Source organism: Serratia sp. CY47280 (genome assembly GCF_052168655.1).
Classification (GTDB): domain Bacteria; phylum Pseudomonadota; class Gammaproteobacteria; order Enterobacterales; family Enterobacteriaceae; genus Serratia; species Serratia bockelmannii.
Genome location: NZ_JBJNMG010000004.1, coordinates 69,481 through 96,331, shown reverse-complemented (window position 1 = coordinate 96,331; position 26,851 = coordinate 69,481). Strand labels below are relative to the sequence as shown.

The 26,851-nt window shown below is 61.2% G+C and carries 21 protein-coding genes; 11 read left to right on the top strand and 10 right to left on the bottom strand.

Annotated features, from left to right (window positions below; translation table 11 throughout):
• Positions 1-10 precede the first annotated feature (10 nt).
• Complete coding sequence (gene fdnG / locus ACJ8J4_RS17400) at positions 11-3,058, bottom strand: formate dehydrogenase-N subunit alpha (RefSeq protein WP_144334737.1); 3,048 nt, start codon at positions 3,056-3,058, stop codon at positions 11-13.
• A 417-nt stretch (positions 3,059-3,475) separates the two neighbouring features.
• Between fdnG and sodA the strand changes: the two genes are divergently transcribed.
• The 4 genes from sodA to ACJ8J4_RS17380 all read left to right on the top strand — a co-directional run bounded on the left by sodA (position 3,476) and on the right by ACJ8J4_RS17380 (position 7,802).
• On the top strand, positions 3,476-4,096 hold the full coding sequence (sodA, locus tag ACJ8J4_RS17395) for a superoxide dismutase [Mn] (protein WP_004934003.1): 621 nt from the start codon (positions 3,476-3,478) through the stop codon (positions 4,094-4,096).
• Positions 4,097-4,221: 125 nt separating this feature from the next.
• Complete coding sequence (locus tag ACJ8J4_RS17390; protein ID WP_025304788.1) at positions 4,222-6,150, top strand: methyl-accepting chemotaxis protein; 1,929 nt, start codon at positions 4,222-4,224, stop codon at positions 6,148-6,150.
• A gap of 98 nt (positions 6,151-6,248) precedes the next feature.
• The gene (gene yiiM / locus ACJ8J4_RS17385; RefSeq protein WP_025304787.1) at positions 6,249-6,920 is read left to right on the top strand and encodes a 6-hydroxyaminopurine reductase; all 672 of its coding nucleotides are present in this window, start codon (positions 6,249-6,251) and stop codon (positions 6,918-6,920) included.
• A gap of 102 nt (positions 6,921-7,022) precedes the next feature.
• On the top strand, positions 7,023-7,802 hold the full coding sequence (locus ACJ8J4_RS17380) for a class I SAM-dependent methyltransferase (protein ID WP_043140768.1): 780 nt from the start codon (positions 7,023-7,025) through the stop codon (positions 7,800-7,802).
• A gap of 11 nt (positions 7,803-7,813) precedes the next feature.
• On the opposite strand, the gene ACJ8J4_RS17375 is transcribed toward ACJ8J4_RS17380, so the two are convergent.
• Both ACJ8J4_RS17375 and ACJ8J4_RS17370 read right to left on the bottom strand, forming a co-directional pair.
• Entirely contained in the window at positions 7,814-8,176 is a 363-nt protein-coding gene (locus tag ACJ8J4_RS17375) for a YibL family ribosome-associated protein (RefSeq protein WP_025304785.1), read from the bottom strand.
• A 73-nt stretch (positions 8,177-8,249) separates the two neighbouring features.
• Complete coding sequence (locus ACJ8J4_RS17370) at positions 8,250-9,716, bottom strand: aminotransferase-like domain-containing protein (RefSeq protein WP_025304784.1); 1,467 nt, start codon at positions 9,714-9,716, stop codon at positions 8,250-8,252.
• Positions 9,717-9,858: 142 nt separating this feature from the next.
• Between ACJ8J4_RS17370 and ACJ8J4_RS17365 the strand changes: the two genes are divergently transcribed.
• A complete protein-coding gene (locus tag ACJ8J4_RS17365; protein ID WP_025304783.1) occupies positions 9,859-10,467 on the top strand; it encodes a LysE family translocator in 609 nt (202 codons plus the stop codon).
• On the opposite strand, the gene ACJ8J4_RS17360 is transcribed toward ACJ8J4_RS17365, so the two are convergent.
• From ACJ8J4_RS17360 to ACJ8J4_RS17330, 7 genes are all read right to left on the bottom strand, one after another.
• Positions 10,464-11,015, bottom strand: a complete 552-nt coding sequence (locus ACJ8J4_RS17360) for an MltR family transcriptional regulator (RefSeq protein ID WP_016929575.1) — start codon at positions 11,013-11,015, stop codon at positions 10,464-10,466. The genes ACJ8J4_RS17365 and ACJ8J4_RS17360 overlap by 4 nt on opposite strands.
• 94 nt (positions 11,016-11,109) lie before the next feature.
• Positions 11,110-12,255 carry a mannitol-1-phosphate 5-dehydrogenase gene (locus tag ACJ8J4_RS17355; protein ID WP_089196383.1) on the bottom strand — a complete coding sequence of 382 codons (1,146 nt, stop codon included), beginning with the start codon at positions 12,253-12,255 and terminating at the stop codon, positions 11,110-11,112.
• 58 nt (positions 12,256-12,313) lie between these two features.
• On the bottom strand, positions 12,314-14,233 hold the full coding sequence (locus ACJ8J4_RS17350; protein ID WP_025304781.1) for a PTS mannitol transporter subunit IICBA: 1,920 nt from the start codon (positions 14,231-14,233) through the stop codon (positions 12,314-12,316).
• 542 nt (positions 14,234-14,775) lie between these two features.
• Positions 14,776-15,495 (bottom strand): DUF3053 domain-containing protein, encoded by a 720-nt coding sequence (locus ACJ8J4_RS17345; RefSeq protein WP_025304780.1) that lies wholly within the window; start codon positions 15,493-15,495, stop codon positions 14,776-14,778.
• 331 nt (positions 15,496-15,826) lie between these two features.
• Entirely contained in the window at positions 15,827-17,896 is a 2,070-nt protein-coding gene (gene glyS / locus ACJ8J4_RS17340; protein ID WP_049207117.1) for a glycine--tRNA ligase subunit beta, read from the bottom strand.
• Positions 17,897-17,905: 9 nt separating this feature from the next.
• A complete protein-coding gene (gene glyQ, locus ACJ8J4_RS17335; RefSeq protein ID WP_043140757.1) occupies positions 17,906-18,823 on the bottom strand; it encodes a glycine--tRNA ligase subunit alpha in 918 nt (305 codons plus the stop codon).
• A gap of 731 nt (positions 18,824-19,554) precedes the next feature.
• Positions 19,555-21,543 carry an autotransporter domain-containing esterase gene (locus ACJ8J4_RS17330; RefSeq protein ID WP_043140750.1) on the bottom strand — a complete coding sequence of 663 codons (1,989 nt, stop codon included), beginning with the start codon at positions 21,541-21,543 and terminating at the stop codon, positions 19,555-19,557.
• A 196-nt stretch (positions 21,544-21,739) separates the two neighbouring features.
• Here ACJ8J4_RS17330 and ACJ8J4_RS17325 point away from each other — a divergent pair, with 196 nt between their 5' ends.
• From ACJ8J4_RS17325 to ACJ8J4_RS17300, 6 genes are all read left to right on the top strand, one after another.
• A complete protein-coding gene (locus ACJ8J4_RS17325; RefSeq protein ID WP_025304776.1) occupies positions 21,740-22,306 on the top strand; it encodes a DNA-3-methyladenine glycosylase I in 567 nt (188 codons plus the stop codon).
• Entirely contained in the window at positions 22,303-22,755 is a 453-nt protein-coding gene (locus ACJ8J4_RS17320) for an N-acetyltransferase (RefSeq protein WP_043140746.1), read from the top strand. Before ACJ8J4_RS17325 ends, ACJ8J4_RS17320 begins: the two co-directional genes overlap by 4 nt.
• A 246-nt stretch (positions 22,756-23,001) precedes the next feature.
• A complete protein-coding gene (locus ACJ8J4_RS17315) occupies positions 23,002-23,664 on the top strand; it encodes an OmpA family lipoprotein (RefSeq protein ID WP_043140741.1) in 663 nt (220 codons plus the stop codon).
• Between the two features lie 124 nt (positions 23,665-23,788).
• A complete protein-coding gene (locus ACJ8J4_RS17310) occupies positions 23,789-24,823 on the top strand; it encodes a LacI family DNA-binding transcriptional regulator (RefSeq protein ID WP_025304774.1) in 1,035 nt (344 codons plus the stop codon).
• 172 nt (positions 24,824-24,995) lie between these two features.
• A complete protein-coding gene (locus tag ACJ8J4_RS17305; protein ID WP_025304773.1) occupies positions 24,996-25,748 on the top strand; it encodes a sugar phosphate isomerase/epimerase family protein in 753 nt (250 codons plus the stop codon).
• Between the two features lie 7 nt (positions 25,749-25,755).
• Entirely contained in the window at positions 25,756-26,721 is a 966-nt protein-coding gene (locus ACJ8J4_RS17300) for a sugar kinase (RefSeq protein ID WP_049207119.1), read from the top strand.
• Positions 26,722-26,851 lie beyond the last annotated feature (130 nt).

Below are 26,851 nucleotides of genomic sequence, written 5' to 3'. Positions count from 1 at the left end.
TTCGTCTCCGTTACACCTTTTCCACGTTGACCAGGAACGCCTTGAACTCCGGCGTTTGCGTATTGGCGTCGCCGACGAACGGCGTCAGCGTGTTGGCGATAAAGCCTTTCTTCGCCACCCCTTCGTAACCCCAGTGGATCGGGATGCCGATGGTGTCGACTTCCTGGCCGTGCACCTGCAGCGTGCGAATACGTTTGGTCACCACCGCCTTGGCCTTGATGTAGCCGCGGTTGGAGCTGACCTTCACGGTATCGCCCTGCTTGATGCCCTTCTTCTCCGCCAGCTTTTCGCCGATCTCCACGAACTGCTCCGGCTGCGCGATGGCGTTCAGCCGCGCGTGCTTGGTCCAGTAGTGGAAGTGCTCGGTCAGACGATAGGTGGTGCCGACGTACGGGAACTTGTCGGATTTGCCCATCGCCGCCAGATCGTCCTTGAACACGCGCGCCGCCGGGTTGGACACCACATTCGGGTGCAGCGGGTTGGTGCCGAGCGGCGTTTCGAACGGCTCGTAGTGTTCAGGGAACGGCCCTTCCGCCATCTTGTCGGTGGCGAACAGGCGGCCCATGCCTTCCGGCTGCATGATGAACGGCCCGACGTCGCTGCCCGGCGCGGCGGTGCTGTAGTCCGGGATATCGGCCCCGACCCACTTGGCGCCGTCCCACTCCAGCAGTTGGCGTTTCGGATCCCACGGTTTCCCCTGCGGATCCGCCGAGGCGCGGTTGTACAGAATGCGGCGGTTGAGCGGCCATGCCCAGGCCCAGCCCAGCGTATTGCCGAGGCCGGACGGATCGGCGTTGTCGCGCCGCGCCATCTGGTTGCCGGCCGGCGTCCAGCTGCCGGCGAAGATCCAGCAACCGCTGGCGGTGGTGCCGTCGTCGCGCAGCTGCGCGAACGAGCTGAGCAGCTCGCCTTTTTTCACCAGCACTTTGCCGTCGGCATCCAGCAGATCCGCCAGCGCCTTGCCGTTGTTCTCCTGCGCCACCTCTTCCGGCGCCGGGTTGTCCGGCGTCAGGTAGTCCCAGGTCATGTTCAGCACCTGTTCAGGCACCGCACCGCCGTCGCGCGCATACATCTCGCGCAGGCGGCTGAAGATGCCCGCCAGGATCTCACCGTCGTTCAGCGCTTCGCCCGGGGCGTCTGCGCCTTTCCAGTGCCACTGCAGCCAGCGGCCGGAGTTGACGATCGAACCGTTCTCTTCGGCGAAGCAGGTGGACGGCAGGCGGAACACTTCGGTCTGGATCTGCGAAGGATCCACCTCGTTGAACTCGCCGTGGTTCTGCCAGAAGTTGGAGGTCTCGGTGTTCAACGGATCGATGGTCACCAGGAACTTCAGCTTGGACAGCGAAGCCACCACCTTGTTTTTGTTCGGGAACGACGCCACCGGGTTAAAGCCCTGGCAGAAGTAGCCGTTGACCTTGCCCTGCGCCATCATCTCGAAGTACTGCAGCACGTCGTAGCCCTTGTCCCACTTCGGCAACCAGTCAAAGCCCCAGCTGTTGTCCTTCTGCGCCTTGTCACCGTAGAAGGTCTTCATCATGCTGACGAAGAATTTCGGGTAGTTGCCCCAGTAGTTCACCTGGCCCGGCAGCAGCGCCTTCGGCGTGTTGGCCTTCAGGTAGGTGTCGAGATCGGTCTGTTTCTCCGACGGCAGCGTCATGTAGCCCGGCAGGCTCTGCGACAGCAGGCCGAGATCGGTCAGACCCTGGATGTTGGAGTGGCCGCGCAGCGCGTTGACGCCGCCGCCCGCCATGCCCATGTTGCCGAGCAGCAGCTGGATCATCGCCATGGTGCGGATGTTCTGCGCGCCGACCGAGTGCTGAGTCCAGCCCAGGGCGTACAGGAACGAAGCGGTCTTATCCGCGACGCAGGTTTCGGCGATGTATTCGCACACCTTGAGGAAATCGTCCTTCGGCGTGCCGCAGATGTTGGTCACCACGTCAGGCGTGTAGCGACTCACGTGCTGCTTCAGCAGGTTCCACACGCAGCGCGGATCCTGCAGCGTGACGTCGCGCTTGGCGAAGCCGTTCTCGTCGAACTGGTAGTTCCAGGTGGTTTTGTCGTACTTGCGGTTTTCCGCGTCGTAGCCGCTGAACAAGCCGTCTTCGAAGGCAAAGTCTTCCCGCACCAGCAGGCTGGCGTTGGTGTAGGCCTCGACGTACTCGCGATTAAACTTGTTGTTGGTCATCAGATACAGCAACACGCCCGACAGGAAAGCAATGTCGGTCCCGGAGCGGATCGGCGTGTAGAAGTCCGCCACCGATGCGGTTCGGGTAAAGCGCGGATCGATCACGATCAGCTTGGCATTGTTGTGTATTTTGGCTTCCATTGCCCAGCGGAACCCCACCGGATGCGCTTCCGCCGCATTACCGCCCATGACGATAATCAAATTCGCGTTCTTGATATCAACCCAGTGGTTGGTCATCGCACCGCGACCAAATGTTGGAGCAAGACTTGCTACCGTTGGTCCGTGTCAGACACGCGCCTGGTTGTCTACGGCAAGCATGCCGAGAGCGCGACTAAATTTTTGCGACAGAAAACCGGTTTCGTTGCTGGCGGCCGAGGCGCACAGCATGCCGGTGGTCAGCCAACGGTTGACGGTAACGCCCTGGTCGTTGGTTTTGATGAAGTTGGCATCGCGGTCTTCTTTCACCAGCTTGGCGATGCGGGTAAAGGCGTCGTCCCAGCTGATGCGTTGCCATTTGTCCGACCCCGGCGCCCGATATTCCGGGTACTTGAGGCGGCTTTCGCTGTGGATGAAGTCAACCAGGCCGGCGCCTTTCGGGCAAAGCGCGCCGCGGTTTACCGGGTGATCCGGATCCCCTTCGATATGGAAAATGCTTTCTTTGGCGTTCTTGGCGCCATCACCAAGGCTGTACATCAACAGCCCACAGCCGACGGAACAATACGTACAGGTATTACGGGTCTCACGGGCGCGCAGCAGTTTGTACTGCCGGGTTTCCGCCAACGCCACTTCGGGGGCAAAGCCCAGCGCGGCCACCGTCGTTCCTGCCATACCGCCAGCGCAGATCTTAAAGAACTGCCTTCTGCTGACCTGCATGGGGGTCTCCTTTACTCTCGATTGTCACATTGTTCAAATGCGCCTGCCCCGCTAGCGCGGCAAACGCGAATGTCACTGTTGTTATGCTTGCTACGAACGCCGGCCATATTACCACAGCGTGCTTGTGGTTGTTACACACTCGTGCTCATTCAGTGAACGCATTGGCACATTTCGATACATTTCGACCTTGGCGCTCCCTACAGTATAGAGAGTAACCCACATGCCGGGGCGATGGCTTGACGCGGCCACCCGCCGCCCTCTCCTATCAGTATGTTAGCGCATCGATTTGTACATTAACCACACACTTCACAGGGCATTGATAATCATTTTCAATATCATTTAATTAACTATAATGATCCGACTGCTTACGCGGTGCTCGCCCTTTGCGCCGCCCATACACCACTGGAGATGATGATTATGAGTTATTCACTGCCATCCCTGCCGTACGCTTACGACGCACTGGAACCGCATTTCGACAAGCAGACGATGGAAATCCATCACACCAAACACCACCAGACCTACGTCAACAACGCCAACACCGTGCTGGAAGCCTACCCTGAACTGGCCAAATACAGCGTTGAAGAGCTGATCCAGGATCTGGATAAAGTGCCTGCCGACAAACGCACCTTCATGCGCAACAACGCCGGCGGCCACGCCAACCACAGCTTCTTCTGGAAAAACCTGAAAACCGGCACCACGCTGGGCGGCGATCTGAAAGCGGCCATCGAGCGCGATTTCGGCAGCGTTGAGAAATTCCAGGAAGAGTTCGAGAAAGCCGCAGCCACCCGCTTCGGTTCCGGTTGGGCCTGGCTGGTACTGAAAGACGGCAAGCTGGCCGTGGTGTCTACCGCTAACCAGGACAGCCCGCTGATGGGCGAAGCCGTCGCCGGCGCTTCCGGTTTCCCAATCATCGGCCTGGACGTGTGGGAACACGCTTACTACCTGAAATACCAGAACAAACGCCCTGACTACATCAAGGCGTTCTGGAACGTGGTCAACTGGGATGAAGCCGCCGCACGCTTCGCCGCGAAGAAGTAATTCGCCCCCGTTGATGAAGATGCCCGCCGCCGGCGGGTATTTTTTTGCCTGAAATCCGCTAAAGTTTGACCACTTCTTGCCGATGGTTTGTTCAATTGACGTTCGCCCGGAGAAGGAAAAACGCTATGGCGGCATTGCAAGCATTAGCAGGAAAGTTCACTCATCTCACCGTAGGTAAAAAGCTCGGCCTCGGCTTCGCGCTATTGCTGCTGTTGGCGGTCGTCATCGCCGGCACCGGGGCGCAATACCTGCACATCATCGAATCCCGCGCCGATCGCATCGACTTCAGCAACCGGCTGAACGAGGAGATCAACCAGGCCAAATACAACCGCGCCATGTACGGCCAGACCTACCAGCCGGAGTATCTGCAGAACAATCGCGCCAATATCGATAACGCCGTCAAACTGATAGACCAGGGCCAGGCGTTGGACTGGGACGCCCAAAGCCGCAAGGATCTGCAGCGTCTGGTGACGCTGATTGGGGAATATCAGCAACAGCAAAAAATCTTTGAGCAGGCGGTCTCGGCGAAAGACGCGGTGCGCCAGAGCTGGAACATGTCGGAAGTGCAGGCCAGCCTGAGCCAGGTGGAGCGCCAGCTCACCAACGGCGATCTGCAGTTGGCCTTCATTCAACTGAACCAGAAGCTGACCCAGGTGCGCTACGGCGCGCGCGGTCTGCTGCTGAGCCTGAACAAGGAAACCGAAGCGCCGCTGATGGCGGCCATCGACGACGCGCGCGACGCGGCCAACGCCCTGAGCCGCCGGGTCAGCGACGCGCAGCGCCCGCAGCTGCAACCGCTGCTGGCCGCCCTGGACGATTACAAAAACCGCATCGCGGCCTACCTGCCGGCCTATGAGCACGAACAGCAGATCAGCCGGCAGCTCGGCGAACGCGCGCATGAGATCGGCACGCTGGTGAACGCCTTTATGCAGGACGAATTGGCGCAGACGCGCAGCAACATCAACCTGGCGCAGCTGCAGATGGGCATCACCACCCTGATCGCCATCATCGCCGGGATACTTATCGCCTGGCGTATCACGCTGCAGATCACCCGTCCGCTGCACAGCACGCTGGCGATGGCGGAACGCATCGCCAGCGGCGATCTGCGCCAGGCGCAGACCAGTACCCGCCGCGACGAGCTGGGACAACTGCTGAACGCGGTGGCGGCGATGAGCCAAAATCTGCGCACTATGATTGAGAAGATCCAGATGGGGGTCAGCCAGGTCTCCACCGCCTCCGCGGAAATCGCCGCCGGCAACACCGATCTCTCCTCCCGCACCGAACAGCAGGCGGCGGCGGTTGAAGAAACCGCGGCCAGCATGGAACAGCTGACCGCCACGGTGAAACAAAACGCCGACAATGCCCATCACGCCAATCAGCTGGCCACCGACGCTTCGCAGACCGCGCAACAGGGCGGCAAGCTGGTGGAGAACGTGGTCAGCACCATGCGCGATATCTCCAGCAGTTCGCAGCGTATCGCTGAAATTACCACCCTGATCAACGGTATTGCCTTCCAGACCAACATCCTGGCGCTCAACGCCGCGGTGGAAGCGGCGCGCGCCGGCGAACAGGGACGCGGCTTCTCGGTGGTCGCCAGCGAAGTGCGCAGCCTGGCGAGCCGCAGCGCCCAAGCGGCCAAGGAGATCGAAGGGCTGATCGCCGAGTCGGTCAGCCGGGTGAAAACCGGCACCGAACTGGTGGAAAGCACCGGCAACACCATGGAACAGATCGTCCGCTCGGTCACCCACGTGCGCGACATCATGGCTGAAATCGCCGCCGCCTCCGATGAGCAGACGCGCGGCATCGCCCAGATTGGCCAGGCGATCGTCGAGATGGATCACACCACCCAGCAGAACGCCGCGCTGGTGGAAGAGTCCGCCGCCGCCGCCGATTCGCTGGAAGAACAGGCCGACATGCTGCTGCAGAGCGTTTCGGTGTTCCGTTTGGCGGAGCAGACCGAACCCACCGCCGTGAAAACCGCCGCGCCGAAAGCGCCTGCCGTAAAAACCGCGGCCGCCAACGCCGCAGCGGAGGAGAACTGGACCACCTTCTGACGCCACGCCCCCGCTCGAGGATTTTCGGGCGGGTTGTTATGTCCCCCTGACACAACTCAGGCTATGCTGAGCCCTCGACGCGAGACACGGAGGCGCACATGCATCACCCAGACGTTTACATCGGCAATATTCAACCCTATGAAGGCGGGCGCCCCAGCGCCATCGCCAAACGCCAGGTGGATGGCGCCATCCGGCTCACGCCGCTCGGCCTGGAAGGCGACGAGCAAGCCGAGAAAAGCTACCACGGCGGGCCGGATCGCGCGCTGTGCCACTACCCGCGCGAGCATTATGCCCACTGGCGCGAACAGTTTCCGGCGCAGGCCGAGCAGTTTTGCGCCCCGGCCTTCGGCGAGAATATCTCCACCGAAGGACTGACCGAACACAATGTGTTTATGGGCGACATCTTCCGCTGGGGCGAAGCGCTGATCCAGGTCACCCAGCCGCGCTCGCCGTGCTTCAAGCTCAACTACCACTTCGCCATCGAGGATATTTCGGTGCTGATGCAGCAAAGCGGCCGTTGCGGCTGGCTGTATCGGGTGGTCTCGCCGGGTGCGGTCAGCGGCGATCGTCCGCTGGAGCTGGCGGCGCGCAACAGCGACGTGTCGGTGGCCGAAGCCATCGCCATCGCCTGGCACATGCCGTTCGACGCGGAACAATATCGCCGCCTGTTGGCGGTGGCCGGCCTCTCCGCCAGCTGGAGCAAGACCATGCTCACGCGGCTTGCCGAAGGGCGCCTCGAGGACTTCAACCGTCGCCTGCTCGGCCGTTGAAATCGCTGGCGGAAAAGATGAAAAACGTGCGCCGAATGCCGCGTTAACCCTCTTCTTCCGCCTATACTGTAGCCGCGTGTTTTTCAGCCAGGAGCCAGGTATATGACCACCCCGACCCATTCGATTCATCACGCCGCCGCCGAGGGCTATCAGGCCAACGCCGATCGCTATGTGAAAGGCCGGCCGGATTACCCGCCGGAAATCGCCGCCTGGCTGCGTGAGTCTATCGGCCTGCATGCCGGCATGACGGTCATCGATCTCGGCGCCGGTACCGGCAAGTTCACTCCGCGCCTGCTGGAAACCGGCGCGCAGGTGATCGCCGTCGAACCGGTGCCGCAAATGCTGGAAAAATTGTCGGCGGCGCTGCCGCAGGTGAAAACGCTGGCGGGCACCGCCGACGCGATCCCGCTACCGGACGAGTCGGTCGATGCCGTGGTGTGCGCCCAGTCCTTCCACTGGTTCGCCACGCCGCAGGCGCTGGCGGAAATCCAGCGTATTCTCAAGCCCGGCGGCAAACTCGGTCTGGTGTGGAACATGCGCGATGCGCGCGTCGGTTGGGTGCGTAAACTGAATCAGATCGTCGACAGCCACGAAGGGGATGCGCCGCGTTTCTATACCGGCGAATGGCGCAAATTCTTCCCGTTCAAAGGCTTTGAACCGCTGCAGGAGCAGGTCTTTATGCTGGGCCACCGCGGCGCGGTGGAGGACGTGATCTACAACCGGGTACGTTCAACCAGCTTTATCGCCGCACTGCCACAGGCGCAACAGGAGCAGGTTATCGATCGGTTGCGCCAGCTGGTGGCGGAAGAAGAGGAGTTGCAGGGCCAGGACACGGTCACCGTGCCCTATCAGACCAAGGCGTATTTCACCACCAAGGTCTGACGCCCGGGGGTTCAGAACGCTTTCTTGGCGTAACCGGTGACCGCTTTCAGGCCCATCTCGCGGCCCAGCGCGGTCATCGGGTGCACCACAATCAGCCCGCGCGCGCTTTTCTTCAGCGCGCCCATATCGGCCTGCTCTTTCTTGGTGATCTCGCGGCTGAACGGCAGCTTGCTCAGCTTCTGCGCTTCGGCGCTCAGCTTCTCGCCACGCACGTCTTTCAGGCGCTCGATCTCCGTCGCCAGTTTCTCTTTTTCTTTGGTGTGCTGCGCGATCAACTCAGGGTTGCCCTGTTGGATCACGGTGGCGTCTTTGTGGTTCAAGGCGTCCAGCAGGTCGCTCAGGCGCTTGATCTCTGCCTTTTCTTTCTCTTTCATGGTCTCTGGCCCGTTGTGCCCAAAATGGCACGCTAATCAATGATACCGGCATTGTAGCAAAAGGCGCGCGCCGTTACCCGTCCTGCGCAATACCGGGCGGCAGGCCGCTCATCTCGCAGGCCTTGGCGCCGAGCCGGGCCAACGCCTGGGTGTAGCGCGCGTTGAACGGGTAGCAGCAGGAGAGCCGCAGCGCATTGCGGTAGCGCCCGCTGGGGGAATACAGGGTGCCCGGCGTCAAACAGATCTGCTCCTCCAACAGCTGGTGGAACAGCGCCACGCTGTCCACGCCGGGAGGGAATTCGACCCAGAACACGAAGCCGCCCGCCGGCTGCGTGGCCAGCGTGCCGCGTGGGAAATGCCGGGCGATCAGCGCCCTCGCCTCGTCGACCTGCGCCGCATAGCGCTTGCGCAGGTTGCGCAAATGGTGATCGTAGCCTCCGCTCTCCAGGAAGGTCGCCAGCGTTTCCGACAGCAGCTGCGACTCGGACATCGACGACACCGCCTTCAGCTTGCGCAACGCCTCGTGAAAACGGCCGCCGCAGATCCAGCCGACGCGAAAATCCGGCGCCAGCGTTTTGGTGAAGCTGGAGCAAAACAGCACCCAGCCGTCGCGATCGAACGCCTTCACCGCCGGCGACAGCGCGCCGCCGAACTGGATCTCGGCATACAGCCCGTCTTCAATCAATGGCACCTGATGATCGTTCATCAGCCGCGCCAGCCGCTTTTTCGCCGCCAGCGGCATGGTGCAACCCAGCGGGTTTTGCACCGTCGGCATGGCGATCACCGCGTTCAGCCGCTTCTCGTTCAATAGCAACTCGAGCGCGTCCAGCGACAGCCCCAGCTGCGGATCGGTGGGGATTTCCAGCGCTTTCAGCCCCAGGCTGGCCAGCAGCGGCAGCAGATAGAAATAGGTTGGCGACTCCAGCCCGACGCAGTCACCCGGTTTGGTGGTGACGCGCAGCGCCAGCTGCAGCGCCTCCATGCAGCCATGGGTCAGCACTACGTCGCCCGGCTCCAGCAACATGCCCAGCGTCATCGAGCGGCGGGCGATCTGCTGGCGCAGCCGTAGGCTGCCGGGCGGCAACGGATACTGCCCGATCAGATCCGGCTGGCGGCGCAGCTGAGAAGACAACATACGCCCCAGCTTGCCGCCGGGATAGAAGTCGCTGGTCTGCGGGCAGGCCAGCGCAATGTTAGTGAAGGCCGGATTCTGCTGGGCGGCGAATACCGTATCGATCAGCGCCAGCACGTCGTCCGCCGGCGGCTCGATGCGGCCGCTGGGCGCCGAGGCCATCTTCAGTGCCGGCAGCGTGCTGCGGACATAAAACCCCGACTGCGGTCGCGCTTCGATCAGCCCGCGATCCTCCAGCGTGCGGTAAGCCGACACCACGGTATTGATGCTGACGCGGTGCGTTTGCGCACAGCGCCGCACCGAAGGCAAGCGGTCACCGGGTAGCAGCGTGCCGCGTCGAATGGCCTCGGCCAACGTATCCGCCAGCTGCAGGTAACGGGTATCCGGGGTTTCATCGAGCAAGGTCACAGTTTCTCTCCAAGTAATGGGTACAGTTTACATTTTGCACAACTGTAACCATGACAATATCCGATTTGTGGTTCTGTCACCATCCCATTGCAGCGATTATGCTGATCCTCTCGTTATCACCGTCATTTTCAAGGAACCTGCCATGCTGGACTCCGCCTTTGTCAGCTACGTCACCGTCATGTCGATCACCCCCGGCCCCAACAACCTGCTGCTGGCCTCGTCGGGCGTCAACTTCGGCCTGCGCCGCACCCTGCCGATGCTGTTTGGCATCTGTGTCGGTTGTGCGGTACAGCTGGCGATCATTATCCCGCTGCTGGCGCTGGCGCTGAGCTGGGCCGGCGTCATCCGCCTCCCGCTGGCGGTGATCGGCTGCGCCTATCTGCTGTGGCTGTCATGGAAACTGTTCCAGGCGGCCTCGCCGGACGCCAAAGAGCAGGCGCAGCCGATGAGCCTGCTCAACGGTGCACTGTTTCAGGCGGTCAACCCCAAAGCCTGGCTGATGGTGATCAACGTGGCGATCCTGTTCACCCCGCGCGAAGGCGCCACCTTCGTCCATACGCTGTCGGTCATCGCCGGTTTCGCGCTGCTGAACCTGCCGTGCGTGCTGCTGTGGGCGGTGCTGGGCGACCGGTTGCGCAACGCGCTGCGAGTGACCTGGAAACTGCGCGCCTTCAACGGCGTGATGTCCGGACTGATGGCCGCCACCGCGCTGTGGCTGTTGTTCGACGAGTGGCGCGCGGCCTTTGCTTAGCCGCGGCCGAGAGGAGAGAGTCGGGAAGGTTGTTTGGCGCCGATGCCGGCGATCAGATCGGTAATGGACAGCACCATGGTGGAGCGCACCATCTGCTGATAGCGCTGGCGCTGCATGGCGATCAGCGCTTCATCCGCCTCGCCCGGCTGCAGGAAGGTCGGCACCGGCGGCAGCGCGGCCACGCAGTGCAGCTCGCCGAACGGCCCGAGAATTTCGTCATCGACGAAGCGGTATTCCGACCCGTCGTGGTTCAGCTCTTCGCGCATCGCCATCAGCAGCTCGGCATCTTCATATTCGTGGCGGGAAATCACCCCCAGGCCGTACATCAGCTTCAGGCGCACCGACAGCTCCCCCAGCGGGCCGCTGCCGGACAATAGCGGTTCGACGGCATATTTCACCGCGTAGTCATCCTTGCGGAATACCTGCACCACCAGCACGTTGAGCGCTTCCGCCAGCAGCTCTACCGCTGCGATCAGGAAGCTGCGCACCGTTTTGCCCGCGTTCAGCTTTTCCAGAACCTGGTTTTCAAATGCCTGTGCTTCTTCCATCGTCGCTTTTCGAAAGGCGTGGGGAGGGCCGTCGATGCCGAACTCGGGTTGCAGGAGCGCAGCAAGCTGCGCTCGGGTGTTCATCATCACGATTCTACTTGTGCATGGCGTTATACACAGCAACGGCCTCTTCTACAACCTCGCTTTCCGCCGGCAGGCCGGAAATTTGCGCCAGCGCGGCTTTCGGCCCGAGCGTGTTCAGCAGTTCCGCCAACTCCAGCGCCTGCGGATCCTGTTCGCTGCGGTAGCTCATAGCGGCGGCGATGCCCTGGATCAGGTTGGCATGCGGCAGGCCGTATTCCAACGTGCCCAGCAGCGGTTTGATCAGGCGATCGCCGGCGCTCAGTTTGCGCAGCGGCTGACGCCCTACGCGCTCGACGTCGTCGTGCAGATACGGGTTTTCGAAGCGGCCGAGGATTTTGTTGATGTAGGCGGCGTGCTTGTCGGCGTCGAAGCCGTAGCGCTTGATCAGCACCGCGCCGCTCTCTTCCATCGCCCCTTTCACCACGCGGCGGATCGCCGGGTCGAGAATGGCGTCGCGAATGGTTTGCAGCCCGGCCCGTTGGCCGAGGTAGGCGGTGATGGCGTGGCCGGTGTTGAGGGTGAACAGCTTGCGCTCGACGAACGCCATCAGGTTGTCGGTCAACTCCATGCCGGCGATCGCCGGGGGCTGGCCTTTAAACTGCGTCTGATCGACGATCCATTCGCTGAAGGTTTCCACCGTCACTTCCAACGGGTCGTTGCTGTCCGCCGGCGGCACGATACGATCGACCGCCGAATCGACGAAGCCGACGTGCTGCTCAACCCATGCCTGCTCGTCCTGCGGCAGCGCGGCGAACACATGCTGTTTCAGCTGGCTGGTGCCGCGCACCATGTTCTCGCAGGCGATGATGTTCAGCGGTTGTACATTGCCCTGCTGATGACGCAGCACCAGCCCTTTGGCGATCGTGCCGGCGATTTTGGCGAGAATTTGCGGGCCAACGGCGGTGGTCACCAGATCCGCTTCGGCGATCAGCGCCACCGCCGCCTCGCTGCCGCTGTTGACGGCGCTGACGTTGTTGACGCTCTCCACGCGTTCTTGCTCGCCCACCACGTGCACCAGGTAGCTTTTACGGCTGTTCAGCAGATCCAGCACCGTTTGATTGACGTCGGCGAAGGTCAGTTCAACCCCGGCGTCCGCCAGCAGCTTGCCGATAAAACCGCGGCCGATATTCCCTGCGCCAAAATGTAATGCTTTCATAACTCTACCTTCTTAATGTCGAAGGGTGCAGCAAGCTGCACCCTTTAAAATGATTCTGTTATCCGGCTTTTTTGCCGCCGAGCAGGTCCAGCACTTCCTGGACGCTGGTGGTATTCGCCAGCCGCTCGATCACGCTCTCGTCATCCAGCGCGTTGGTCAGGCTGGTGATCACCTGAATATGCTCGTTGTTGCGCGCGGCGATGCCGATCACCAGGCGAGCCACTTCATCCTCCTCATCGCCGAAGCGCACGCCCTGCGGGTACTGGCAGAACACCACGCCGGTGCGCAGCACCCGGTCTTTGGCCTCGATGGTGCCGTGCGGCACGGCGATCGACTCGCCCAGGTAGGTGGAGGTGAGCTTTTCGCGCTCCAACATCGCCGGCACGTATTCCGCCTCGACATAGCCGCCTTTCACCAGCTGCTCGCCGGCGAAGCGGATCGCCTGCTCTTTGTCACTGGCCTGCAGGTTGAGGAACACATTGCTTTCGCTCAGCTTGAACAGGTTCGGTTCCCCGGCTTCGAAGCTGTCGTCCAGCGCGCCCAGCACCTTCTGCTGGTTGTCGGTGGTTTTGTTGACCGCTACCAAACGGTCGACCAGATCGCTGTACAGCTTGCTGTCGAGGAAGTTGGTCAGCGAGATGTGCTGGGCCTGCGGCGCGTGGCGCATCGCGCGCTCCGTCAGATCGCGGTGCGTGATGACCAGATCCACATCGTCCGGCAGGCTGTTGATGGCGCTGTTAGTCACCGAGATGTTCTTCAGCCCGGCGTCCGCCACTTTCTTGCGCAACACCCCGGCGCCCATGGCGCTGGAACCCATGCCCGCATCGCAGGCGACGATGATTTTGCGCACGGTGCTCAGATCGCCGTCGACCGACGCTGGCGCCGCTGCGCCGCCTTTGGACTGCGATTTCATCTCTTGCATGCGGCGGGTCGCGGCTTCCAGATCGTCATCCTCTTTCACTTTGGAGGTTTTCAGCAGGAAAGCGGACACCACGAAGGAGACGGCAAAGGCTGCGCACACCGCCGCAATGTTGGCGAAGTAGGCGCCTTTCGGCGTCATCGCCAGCACCGCCAGGATCGAACCCGGGGAAGCTGGAGAAACCAGGCCGCCGTTCAGCATCGTCAGGGTGAATACGCCGGTCATGCCGCCCAGGATCACCGCCAGCAGCAGACGTGGATTCATCAGCACGTAAGGGAAGTAGATTTCGTGGATGCCGCCCAGGAAGTGAATGATCGCCGCACCGCCGGCGGATTGCTTGGCGCTGCCGCGGCCGAAGAACATGTAGGCCATCAGCACGCCCATGCCCGGGCCTGGGTTGGCTTCAATCAGGAAGAACACCGACTTGCCGGCTTCCGTGGCCTGCTGGATACCCAGCGGCGAGAAGATGCCGTGGTTGATGGCGTTGTTCAGGAACAGGATTTTCGCCGGTTCAACGAAGATGGACGCCAGTGGCAGCAGGTTGTTCTTCACCATCACGTGCACGCCCGCCGCCAGCAGCTTGGAGAGCACCTCCACCAGCGGCCCGATGCCCAGGAAGGCCAGGATCGCCAGCAGCATGCCGATGATGCCGGCGGAGAAGTTGTTCACCAGCATTTCAAAGCCGCTTTTGATCTTGCCGTCCACCCAGCGGTCGAAATGCTTGATAGCCCAGCCACCCAGCGGGCCGGCGATCATCGAGCCGAGGAACATCGGCATGTCGGCACCGACGATGACGCCCATGGTGGTGATGGCACCGACCACGCCGCCGCGATCGCCGCCCACCAGCCGCCCGCCGGTATAACCGATCAGCAGCGGCAGCAGGTAGGTGATCATCGGGCCGACCAGCTTGGCTAAGGTTTCATTCGGCAGCCAGCCGGTTGGAATGAATAGCGCGGTGATAATCCCCCAGGCGATAAAGGCGCCGATGTTGGGCATCACCATGTTGCTCAGGAAGCGGCCAAAGTTTTGCACTTTAACCTTGATGTCTGGTGAAAACATAAAACACACCCCTATTGTTACGCGCTGACAATAGAGCGCGTGATTATTGTTGTGACGATCCAGCCGTGTTGCCGCTGTATGCGAAACGGACTCTATCACGCTGTTTTTGTCACGCGAACTTCACGAATTTTTTGTGATACAAGTCACACACAACACCCCAGCAAACCCTCATTTATAGTGATAAAGATCACATTTATGACGTGTAAAAAAAGCACAGTGAGAAAAAAGTCGCCACAAAACCCCAAATAAAGTGACTATGATCACATTTTTAAATTGGCGTTTTGTTTTTGAATTGTGACATTAGTCACAATTTATTTTTAGCTGCAGCGCCGATCGCAACGCTCTGTTTGATCTTCCCTGTGAGCACTCATCCCGCCGGGAACTAGCGAAGTGATGAATGAAAGAAAACTACATTGCCTAATAAATGGATTAATTGAAGTGTAGTACAGAAGCCTGCGCAATAAACCAGCAAGCTATTGGAAACGCTGAGGGGAAATAAAACAGGCCGGCAATGCCGGCCTGTTTCGCGCCTGGACGCGTTATTATTGCGTCACGCTTTGAATGGTCTTCTGCGCATTCATCAGGTTCTGCTGTTTGGCCACCAGATTCGACATCATGGTGTTGTACTGCGCCACCTGCTGCGCGGTGCGGAACTGCACGCCGTTGTTGTTGAAGCTGACCTGATTGCCCTGGCTCTGCAGGAAATCGCCGACCTGCACCAGATCCTGCACAAAGCTGGCGGTGGTCGGGATCGCCGGCATCAAGGCGTTGGCCGGTGCGGTGACGATTTTGTCATAGGCCTGGTTGTACACCGCCTTCAGATCGTCAGGCTGTTTCAGCGCCGCGTGGGCAGTATCCGCCTGCGACTTGGCGGACTGGATCTGCTGGCCCAGCAGGTTCAACGCCCCGACCGATTGCTGCAGCGCGTCGCGTTTGTTCAGGTAGTCCTGCGCGGTGCGGATCTGGTTAATCTGATCCAGCGCCGGGGTCAGGCTGGCGCCGACCGACTTGGACAACTGCTGCGAAAAGCCGACCAAAATCGCGTAATCACCGGCATAGTTGCCGAACTTCTGTTTCTGGTCTTCGCTCAGCGTGGGGATGTTCGCCCCGCTGCGCATCACGGTATTCTGTAAGTAATCGATAAATGCTTTGCGCTGTTCCGGCTCTTTATCGCCGCAGGCGGTCAATTGCATGACCACCAACAATGCCAATACCGGTGCCAACCAACGCGCGAAACCTCTGCTCTGGATCCCTACCGCCATGTGACATAACTCCTGTTATAAACCTGCTTTTTCATTGGACTCCGCCCCTTTTTGCGCACTCCGTGCGCCTATAAGAATAGATCAACTGGCGGCGTTCCGATACGCGATTCCGTTTGCGGTGAACATTGTCTCGGCCGGAGGCGGTTGAACATCGTGCGCAAAACGCACTGAGGTTCATTGCCGTCGGCGACCGGACGCTTCAATTTCCCCAAGTCGCCCCCCAAGTCGCCCCCCAAGTCGCCCCCCAAGTCGCCAGGCGACCTTGCCTTCGCACCCAGGAAACGAAAATAAAAAAGGCGCCCGCAGGCGCCTTTTCACAGCAGAGAATCGCTTACTGCAGTACGGAGATATCCGCCACCTGCAGGAACAGTTCGCGCAGCTTGCTCAGCAGCGTCAGGCGATTCACGCGCACTTCCGCATCGTCCGCCATTACCATCACGTTGTCGAAGAACGCATCCACCGGCTCACGCAGCGCGGCCAGTTCCACCAGCGCTTCCTGGTAGTTGCCCGCCGCGAAGTACGGCTGCAGCTTGTCGCGCAGCACCACCAGGTGAGTCGCCAGCTGGATCTCCGCCGCGTCCTTCAGCACCGAGGCGCGCACGCTGTCGTTCAGCGTTTCGGTAGACTTCGCCAGAATGTTGGAGACGCGTTTGTTGGCCGCAGCCAGCGCCGCCGCCTCGTCCAGCGTGCGGAAGTGGGATACCGCCTTGACGCGCGCGTCGAAGTCGGCCGGCTTGGTCGGACGGCGCGCCAACACCGCCTGAATGGTATCGACCGCGTGGCCTTCTTCCTGATACCAGGCGCGGAAGCGGCCCAGCATGAATTCCACCACCTCGTCGACTACCTTGGCATTGGTCAGCTTGCTGCCGTACAGGCGCACGGCCTCTTCGGTCAGTGTCTGCAGATCCAGCGGCAGGTTTTTCTCGACGATGATACGCAACACGCCCAGCGCGGCACGGCGCAGCGCAAACGGGTCTTTATCGCCCTTCGGATGCTGACCGATGCCGAAGATGCCGGCCAGGGTGTCCATCTTGTCGGCGATCGCCAGGGAACAGGCCACCAGCGACTGCGGCAGCGCATCGCCGGCGTAGCGCGGCTGATACTGCTCGTTCAGCGCAACGGCGACGTCTTCCGCCTCACCGTCGTGGCGCGCGTAGTGCATGCCCATCACGCCCTGGGTGTCGGTGAATTCGAACACCATGTTGGTCATCAGGTCGCACTTCGACAGCAGGCCCGCGCGGGTGGCGTGGTTGACGTCAGCGCCGATCTGGCCGGCAACCCAGCCCGCCAGCGCCTGAATGCGGTCGGTCTTGTCGCGCAGGGTGCCCAGCTGCTGTTGGAACAGCACGGTTTCCAGGCGCGGCAGGTTGTCTTCCAGACGCTTCTTGCGGTCGGTGTTGAAGAAGAACTCGGCGTCGGCCAGACGCGGACGCACCACCTTCTCGTTACCGGAGATGATCTGCTGCGGGTCTTTCGACTCGATGTTGGCTACGAAGATAAAGTTCGGCAGCAGTTTGCCCGCGGCGTCGTACACCGGGAAATACTTCTGGTCGCCCTTCATGGTGTACACCAGCGCTTCCGCCGGCACCGCCAGGAATTTCTCTTCGAATTTGGCGGTCAGCACCACCGGCCATTCCACCAGCGAAGCCACTTCTTCCAGCAGGCTTTCACTCAGATCGGCCTTGCCGCCAATCTTCTGCGCCGCCAGTTCGGCATCGCGCTTGATGAGGGCTTTACGCGCTTCGTAGTCGGCGACCACTTTGCCGCGCTCCAGCAGGATCTGCGGGTATTGGTCGGCATTGTCGAGGGTGAACTCGGCTTCGCCCATGAAGCGGTGGCCGCGCACGGTGCGCGCGGATTCGATGCCCAGCACGGTGCCTGGGATCAGATCGGCGCCCAGCAGCATCGTGACGGTATGTACCGGACGCACGAACTGCACGTCGGAGTCGCCCCAACGCATCAGTTTCGGGATCGGCAGCTTGCCGAGCGCGGTGCTGACCATGCCGGCCAGCAGTTGTTGCGCCGACTGGCCTTTAACGTGGGCGCGGTACATCAACCACTCGCCCTTGTCGGTCACCAGGCGTTCAGCCTGATCGACGGTGATGCCGCAGCCGCGCGCCCAGCCTTCGGCCGCTTTGCTCGGTTTACCTTCGGCGTCGAACGCCTGGGCGATCGCCGGGCCGCGTTTTTCAATTTCGCGATCGGCCTGTGCCGCGCTCAGGTTGGCCACTTTCAGCGCCAGGCGGCGCGGTGCGGCGAACCAGCTCACGTCACCGTGTTCCAGGCCGGCGTTGTCCAGCTCGGCGGTGAAGTTGGCGGCGAAAGATTCCGCCAGGGAACGAAGCGCCTTCGGCGGCAGCTCTTCCGTGCCGATTTCCACCAGGAAAGTCTGTTGAGTCATGGCTGCCTCTTAGTTCTCGTTCTTCTTGTTGCACATCGGGAAGCCCAGCGCTTCGCGGGAAGCGTAGTAGGCTTCGGCAACGGCTTTGGTCAGCGTGCGGATGCGCAGAATGTAGCGTTGACGCTCGGTCACCGAAATCGCCTTGCGCGCGTCCAGCAGGTTAAAGGTATGGCCCGCCTTCAGGATGCGTTCGTAGGCCGGCAGCGGCAGCGGTTTTTCCAGCGCCAGCAGCGATTGAGCTTCTTTCTCGTACTGCTCGAAGCAGGAGAACAGGAAGTCGACGTCGGCGTATTCGAAGTTGTAGGTGGATTGCTCCACTTCGTTCTGGTGGAACACGTCGCCGTAGGTGGTGACACCCAGCGGGCCGTTGCTCCACACCAGATCGTATACGCTGTCCACGCCCTGGATGTACATCGCCAGACGCTCCAGACCATAGGTGATCTCGCCGGTCACCGGCTTGCACTCCAGGCCGCCGACCTGCTGGAAGTAGGTGAACTGCGTCACTTCCATGCCGTTCAGCCACACTTCCCAACCCAGGCCCCAGGCGCCGAGCGTCGGGTTTTCCCAGTTGTCTTCCACGAAGCGAATGTCGTGGATGGTCGGATCCAGACCCAGCTCTTTCAGCGAGCCCAGGTAGAGTTCCTGAATGTTGTCCGGCGATGGCTTAATCACCACCTGGAACTGGTAGTAGTGCTGCAGACGGTTCGGGTTTTCGCCGTAGCGGCCGTCGGTCGGGCGACGGGATGGCTGCACATAGGCGGTCGCCATCGGCTCCGGCCCCAGTGCGCGCAGGCACGTCATCGGGTGTGAGGTTCCCGCGCCGACTTCCATGTCCAATGGTTGAACGATGGTGCAGCCCTGGCGCGCCCAATAATCCTGCAGTGTCAGGATCAGGCCCTGGAAGGTCTTGGTATCAAACTTTTGCATGTTGAATTCGCACGCGATACAAGTGGATTTAGATGGAATGCGCCAGTATACCCTTTGACCGTAAGATATACAGCCAGAATCCGGCAACAAGTGCGAATCGGGGTGAGAAGCGCTGGATTTTCACGCGGCGGGCACCGAGGGAAGGACAACGCGCCGGCCGGTCGCCTCGCCGTCCAGAAAGACACACCCGGCAAAAACATTAGAGTATCTAAACAAAAATATCACTCACCGCCGTTTAAATAGTCAATTAGCTGAACGCTATTTCTCCCCTCGCCGGTCAAATTCAGGCTGATTTCCGTGCGTGTATCTTTATATTTGCCACGAGATAAAGTTGCGACAATGTTATTTTTGTTAATTTTATCAACTAAAAAACTCCCCTCATCGAGAGATAATGTGATCAAGTGCCAGATTATTTCTTATTATCGTGAACAATAAGGCGATATCACGCGGCGTGCCGACGGTCGGGGCATGGGAGGAACGGCCAGGGATGAAAGACGGCGCTAACGGGCCACAGAAACAAATTGACAGTTAATCTTTGGTTATACAATAATAAATAAAATTTTCCCTGGTGTTGGCCAAGTGGCTACCTGATCCTTTCATAGGATCAGTTTTTTTTTGTATTTCCGCCAACGTCATTGCGGCCCGCATAATTCCCCCCAGGCCGCCTTCCTCATAAATCCCTTATCAGACCTTATGACTATCCTGCGCCCTTGAGCGCGCCGATGGCCAATTCAAAAACGCGCGCTGACGCCGACGTTATACATAAACTGCTCGCCGCTGCTCAGCCCGCCGGTTTGCGAAACGGTGGCGAAGGCCGATACCCTGTCCGTCAACGGCATGTTGGCCCCCAGCGTGACATCCACCCAGTTTTTGTCCTGGCCCGCACTGTCGCGGGTAAACGAGGTTTGCGTCGATTTCAGGCCGCCGCCGGCGCGGTAGACGTCATCGCCGAACTGATGCTGATAACTCACTTCCGCATAAGGGTTAAACACGCCGAATTGCGTATCCAGCCGCCAGCCCAACGCGCCGATCTGCGAGTGATAGGTTTGATCGTTGAAGCGCATGGCGGTGCTGTCATCGCCATCTTCGCTGTAGCCGGAAACGCGGCTGTAGTCCCAGGCGAACTGCGCCACCGGCCCGGTGGTCAGGTAAGAGGCGATCGGGAAGTCATAACCGGCGGTCACGCGCGCGCCCCACTGCTTGCCGGTGGTCGACCCGGTTTCGGTACGCGTCAGCGGCCCCAGCCGCATGCTGCGGCGGATGTCGTCATAGTCCATCGTCGCATAGTGCAGATCGGCGTTGACCCAGCCCTGCTCGAATAGCGCCAGCGAACTGAAGGCTGACAGCAGCAGCCCACGCGCCTTGTAATCAAAACGGCTGGAAGGATGCTGATCGTCGTTGGAACCGGCGATCAACGCACCGATCAACCAGCTGTCGGTCAGTTGATAGTCCACGCCGACGGTCAGGTTGTGGGTGGTGGCGTTGCCGTCCCCCGCCGCCCGATTATCGGCATAGTCGTAGTGCTGGCCGGCGTAGCCGCCGAACACGCCCAGCGAGCCCTGCGGGTTGTCGCCGTTGCGCAGCTGCTGGAAACGGCTGTCGAGCGTGGCGCGGCTGTCACGCGCCATCGCCGCCGTCGCCTGATTCAGCGCCACCACCTGCGCCGGGCCATCCAACACCGCCTGAATATAATCCGTAATCAGCAGGTGCGCCTGCGGGCTGGGGTGGAAATGGTCGGAGAACAGATAGGACTGGCCAGCGTCGAAGCCGGGCATGTCGGAACGGCAAACCGCCGAGGAAACGCCCGCCGGGCAAGCCATGCCGGCCGTGTTGGCGAAGCCGAACTGCGCCGGATTGGCGATCGCTTCGGCGAACAGCTTGTTGACGTCCACCCGCACGATATTGCCGCCCCCCTGCGCCAGCAGACGGTCTTCACTTTGATTATAGAAATCGGTCAGCTGAGCGGCCTGCGCGCTCAGGCTGTCATACGCCGCGATAAGCTGCGCGGCGATCGCCTGCTGCACCTGAGGAATGGCGCTGCCCTGCTTCGCCGCGGCGGCCAACGCCGCGTGGATCGCCTGCGTGCGCGAAGCGTTGTCCGGGGTAGCCACCGAATTAAGCGTGGCATAGGCCGCCTGGATCGCCGCCCCCTGTACCGGCGGCAGCGCCTGCTGAATGATCAGTTCCATCAGCTGCGGCGTGGAGCCGATGTTCGGCACCGTCGGCACGATCACCGTGCCGGCACCGGCGTTCAGCAGCGAATGCACCTGCGCGGCGGCGGCCGCGGCACTGTTATAGGCCACGCCGGGCGCGGTAGCGGCATTCAGCGCCGCCGCCGCCAAATCGTTACCGCCGATCCAGTGAATATACAAACCGTCGCCATCGGCCTGGCCGTTAACCCGATTCAGGTAGCGCTGCACCTGATCCTGGGTGTTGTCGACCGGGTTCAGGCCCGGCACCGCCACGGCGCCGCCGGCGGCGTAGTTTTCACCGCCGTTGTCCGAGGCCACCAGCGCCGCGCCGATGCGTTGCGCCAACGCTTCGTCGTACAGCAGGTGCTGACTGCCGTCATAGGTGAACCGGCCGTTGTTGCCGGTATCGCTCAGGCTATCGCCAAAGACGTACAGTTGATCGTACGCCTGAGCCGGAAGGGTCATACTGCAAAGCAACGCCACTGCAAGCGCCGCCGGGCGGGGCATGCACGTTATTTTTAGAGGCATGAATCGACTCCTGAGAGCCTGCAAATGAAGGCAATGTCGTTTTTATCGTTGGCCGGTTTTCCACCGGCCATGTAGTAACTATTGTCGGCTTTTTCACCACGTCAAGCGGGCTGATGACAAAACAATCAGAGGCTTGCCAAGTTCGGCGCTTCGAGCGATGATTACTGTTCATAAACACAGCATAAGGACAGTCAGGATGGCAGACGAACGTTGCGGTTGGGTGACGGCCGATCCGTTGTATCTCGAGTATCACGACAAGGAATGGGGCGCGCCCACCACCGACGCGCGCGAGCTGTTTGAAATGCTGTGCCTGGAGGGGCAGCAGGCCGGCCTTTCCTGGATCACCGTCCTGAAAAAGCGCGAGAATTACCGGCGTGCTTTCCATGGTTTCGATCCGCAGCGGGTCGCCGCCATGACCGAGCAGGACGTGGAAAACCTGCTGCAGGACAGCGGCATCATCCGCCACCGCGGCAAGATAGAAGCCATCATCACCAACGCCAAAGCCTATCTGGCGATGGAGGCGTCCGGCGAGAATTTCGTTACCTTCATCTGGGACTTCGTCGGCGGCCGGCCGCAGCTCAACCGCTGGCAGGCGCTGAGCCAGGTGCCGGCTAAAACCGAGCAGTCCGACGCCATGTCCAAAGCGTTGAAAAAGCGCGGCTTCAAGTTTATCGGCTCCACGATCTGTTACGCCTTCATGCAGGCCAGCGGGCTGGTGAACGATCATCTCACGGGGTGCATGTGCTACCCAAAGCCACGGTGATCCGCCCCTGTGGCCCGGAGGATATCGAACGGCTGATGGCGCTGTGGCTGCCCAGCACCATCGCCGCCCATCCGTTCGTGGCGGAAAAATACTGGCATGAGAGCGCCGCACTGGTGCGGGAAAACTACCTGCCGCGCGCGCAAAGCTGGGCCTGCTGGCATAACGACGAGATCGTCGGCTTTATCAGCGTGCTGGACGAGCAGTTCATCGGCGCGCTGTTCGTCGATCGGGCGTATCACGGCCGCGGCGTCGCCCAGGCGCTGATGACGCACGTGCAGCAGCGCTACCGCCGGCTCAGCCTGGAGGTGTATCAGCAGAACCTGCGAGCCTGCGCGTTCTACCACAAGCACGGTTTTCAGGTGACGCAACGTCTGTTTAACGACGAAACCCAAGCCTATACGCTGATCATGAACTGGCCGGCAATCGAGAATTCAACCGGTTACGGTTAAAAAAGGCGCATTCGCGCCCTGGCGGCGCGCAATTAGGAATCCGCTGCATGGCGCCGCCCGGCGTTTTATCGCATAACTCCCCCAGCACTTACCCGCGCTCATCATTTGTCACGTTTTTCTCCGGAACTGCCGGCGAGCCAACGCGTCATAGTAGCGCGGTGATGCGGGCCCCACCTGCGTCGCCTACTTTTTGCGCCCCCGTGTTGGGCCGGCGCGTACAGAATTGATGCCATTAAGGACAAGAACATGAAAAAACGCATTGCAATTATTGCCGGCGCAGTGAGCGTCGCGCTCACGCTGTCGGCCTGTACCACCAACCCTTACACCGGCGAATCCGAAGTCGGTAAATCCGGCATCGGCGCGGGCCTCGGTGCCGCACTGGGCGCCGGCGTCGGCGTGCTGTCCTCTTCCAAGAAAGATCGCGGCAAGGGCGCGCTGATCGGCGCAGCGGCCGGTGCAGCCCTCGGCGGCGGCGCAGGCTATTACATGGACGTGCAGGAAGCCAAACTGCGCGACAAGATGAAAGGTACCGGCGTCAGCGTCACCCGCCAGGGCGACAACATCGTGCTGAACATGCCGAATAATGTGACCTTCGACAGCAGCAGCGCCACGCTCAAACCGGCGGGCGCCAACACCCTGACCGGCGTCGCCATGGTACTGAAAGAGTATCCGAAAACCGCGGTCAACGTGGTCGGCTACACCGACAGCACCGGCTCCCGCTCGCTCAACATGAACCTGTCGCAGCAGCGCGCCGACGGCGTAGCCAGCGCGCTGATCACCCAGGGCGTGGCGGCGAACCGTATCCGCACCACCGGTGCCGGCCCGGACAACCCGATCGCCTCCAACAGCACCACGGAAGGCAAGGCGCAAAACCGCCGCGTCGAGATCACCCTCAGCCCGCTGCAGTAATCCCGTGCGGGGCGCCACCGGTGCCCCGCCGCTTCCTCCCGACTTTCTCCTTATCCTTCAATATTCCCGCTCGCACATCGGGTATGGTAGTCTCCTTGGCAATTAACCGCAGGAGGGATCGGCTGTGAGCACAGGCAAGGCAACGCGCACCTCAGGACGCGCTACCATCAGCGATGTGGCCAGCATCGCCAAAACCGGCAAGACCAGCGTGTCGCGCTATCTGAATGGTGAACAGCACCTGCTTTCCGACGATCTCAAACAGCGCATCGAACAGGCTATCCAGCAGCTCGACTACCGGCCAAGCCAGATGGCGCGCAGCCTGAAGGGCGGCCAGACCCGCCTGATCGGCCTGATCCTCGCCGATATCACCAACCCCTATTCGGTGGACGTGATGCGCGGCATCGAGGCCGCCTGCCGTCAACACGGTTTTACCCTGCTGGTGTGTAACACCAACAACGAAGTCAATCAGGAACAGCACTACCTGCAGCTGCTCAGCAGTTACCGGGTAGAAGGCATCGTGGTCAACGCGGTCGGCATGCGCGAGGAAGCATTATCCACGCTGCAACAGTCGATGCTGCCGATGGTGCTGATCGATCGAAAAATCCCCGACTTCGCCTGCGACGTGGTGGGCCTGAACAACCGCGAAGCCGCCACCGTCGCCACCGAACACCTGCTGCAACAAGGTTTCGAAGCGATCCTGTTCCTCAGCGAGCCGCTCGGTACGGTCAATACCCGTCTCGAACGCCTGCACGCTTTCAGACATACCATGGCGCAGCACCCCGCGCTGTTGGCGGAGCAGGCCGAAACGCCGCTCAACGATCGGCAGAAGCTGGAGCAGGTGCTGAGCGATTTCAGCGGCCGCCATCGCGGCATGCGCAAAGCGGTGATCTCCGCCAACGGCGCCCTGACGCTGCAGGTAGCGCGCGCCATGCGTCGGCTCGGCATCCAGTGGGGCAACGACATCGGCCTGCTGGGCTTTGACGAGCTGGAGTGGGCGGAGCTGGCGGGCGTCGGCATCACCACGCTGAAACAACCTACCTACCAAATGGGACACGCGGCGCTGGAGCGGCTGGTGCAGCGCATTCAGGGCCTGGCCACCCCCAGCGGCGAGCAGATGTTCTCCGGCGAGCTGATCGTCCGCGGCTCCACCACCCGCTAATCCACCTTCTCCGGGGCCGTTGACCGCCCCGCCTCTATCTGAATCGGCTGTTTTTTGCTCAGCTTCGTGATTGCGATCATATTTTTACACTCTGTCGCTTTTCGCTGGAACCGGTTCCATTTAACGTACCGGTAACAGCAGCGGCGGCGACAATGCCGCCTCAGGAGTCAAAATGAAAACAGAAATCATCGTGGTCACCGGCGCCTACGGCACCGATACCGTCAAACAACACGGCGGCCAGCGCGCGCTGTTGCCCATCATCGCCGGCGCGGGCGCCGACGGAGTGGAGATCCGCCGCGAACTGTTCACCGCCGGTGAACTGGACAGCCTGCCGGCGCTGGCGCAAGAGATCGATCGCCAGCAGCTGTTCGCCGTCTATTCCGCCCCTGAGGCGCTGTTCACACCGCAACATACGCTGAACCCCAACCTGTCGGCGCTGCTGGCGGAAGCGCAGGCGCTGAACGCGCGCCAGCTGAAGCTCTCCCTCGGCCATTTCCGCCCCGGCTTTGATTTTACCGAGTTGAAAGTGGCGCTGGAGCAACACCCGGTCAAGCTGGTGGTCGAGAACGACCAAACGCCGGACTGCGGCATTTTGTCGATGCTGAACGCCTTTTTCCACGCCGCGGAAGATAGCCACCTGCCGGTCAGCATGACCTTCGATATGGCCAACTGGCTGTGGGTGGGGCAAGACGCCTTCGCCGCCGCCGAACGCCTGGCCCGCCACGTCGGTTACGTGCACGTCAAAGCCGCCACCCAAGGCCCGCGCGGCTGGCGCGCCATCGCGCTGGACGAGACCGACGGCAGCTGGCGCGACCTGTTGGCCCGCCTGCCGCACGATGCGCCGCGCGGTATCGAATTCCCGTTGCAGGGCGATGACCTGGAAGCCGTCACCCGCCATTACGTCAATATCTTGCGTGCGGAGTAACCCCATGATGACAACGTTAACGGCAACGACGGCGCAGCAGGCGCCCCTGGATGTGGTCACGCTGGGTGAAGCCATGGCGATGTTCGTGGCGGCACAAACCGGCGATCTGGCGGAGGTGGAAACCTTCACCAAACGCATCGCCGGCGCCGAACTGAACGTGGCGATCGGCCTGGCGCGTCTGGGTATGAACGTCGGCTGGGTCAGCCGCGTCGGCAACGATTCGTTCGGGCGCTTCACCCTGCAGCAGTTGAAAAAAGAAGGCATCAATTACCGGCAGGTGACGGTCGACGGCCACTACCCCACCGGTTTTCAGGTGAAATCCAAAACCACCGATGGTACCGATCCCAGTGTGGAGTATTTCCGCAAGGGCTCGGCGGCCAGCCACCTGTCGATTGCCGATTTCAACCGCGAGTATTTCGGTTCCGCGCGCCACCTACACCTGAGCGGCGTGGCGGCGGCGCTGTCCAGCGAGTCGCTGGCGCTGTGCCACCATGCGGCGCGCGAGATGCGTGCCATGGGTAAAACCATTTCGTTCGATCCCAATCTGCGCCCGGTGCTGTGGCCCAGCCGCGAGGTGATGATCGAGCAGCTGAACCAGCTGGCGTTCGCCGCCGACTGGGTTCTGCCGGGGTTGAAAGAGGGACAGATCCTCACCGGCCAGTCGACGCCGGAAGGCATCGCCGATTTCTATCTGGAGCGCGGCGTGCAGGCGGTGATCATCAAAACCGGCCCGGACGGCGCCTGGTTTAAAACCGCCGCCGGCGATAAGGCGACAGTGGCCGCGGTCAAGGTCGACAACGTAGTGGATACCGTCGGTGCCGGGGACGGCTTTGCCGTCGGCACCCTCAGCGCCCTGCTGGAAGGCAAAACGCTAATACAGGCGGTGCAGCGCGGCAACAAAATCGGCTCGCTGGCGATCCAGGCCATCGGCGACAGCGAAGGCCTGCCGACCCGTGCGGCGCTGGCCGAATAACAATAAAAAAAACGACTTCTCCGCATGACGTCAGCCTCTGGCCCTACAACCGGGACGCGTCGGGAGAGCATCTGCCCCTTCGTCTTTCACGCCCAGCGTGCCGGGCGAAGGGGATGCAACACCACTGAAG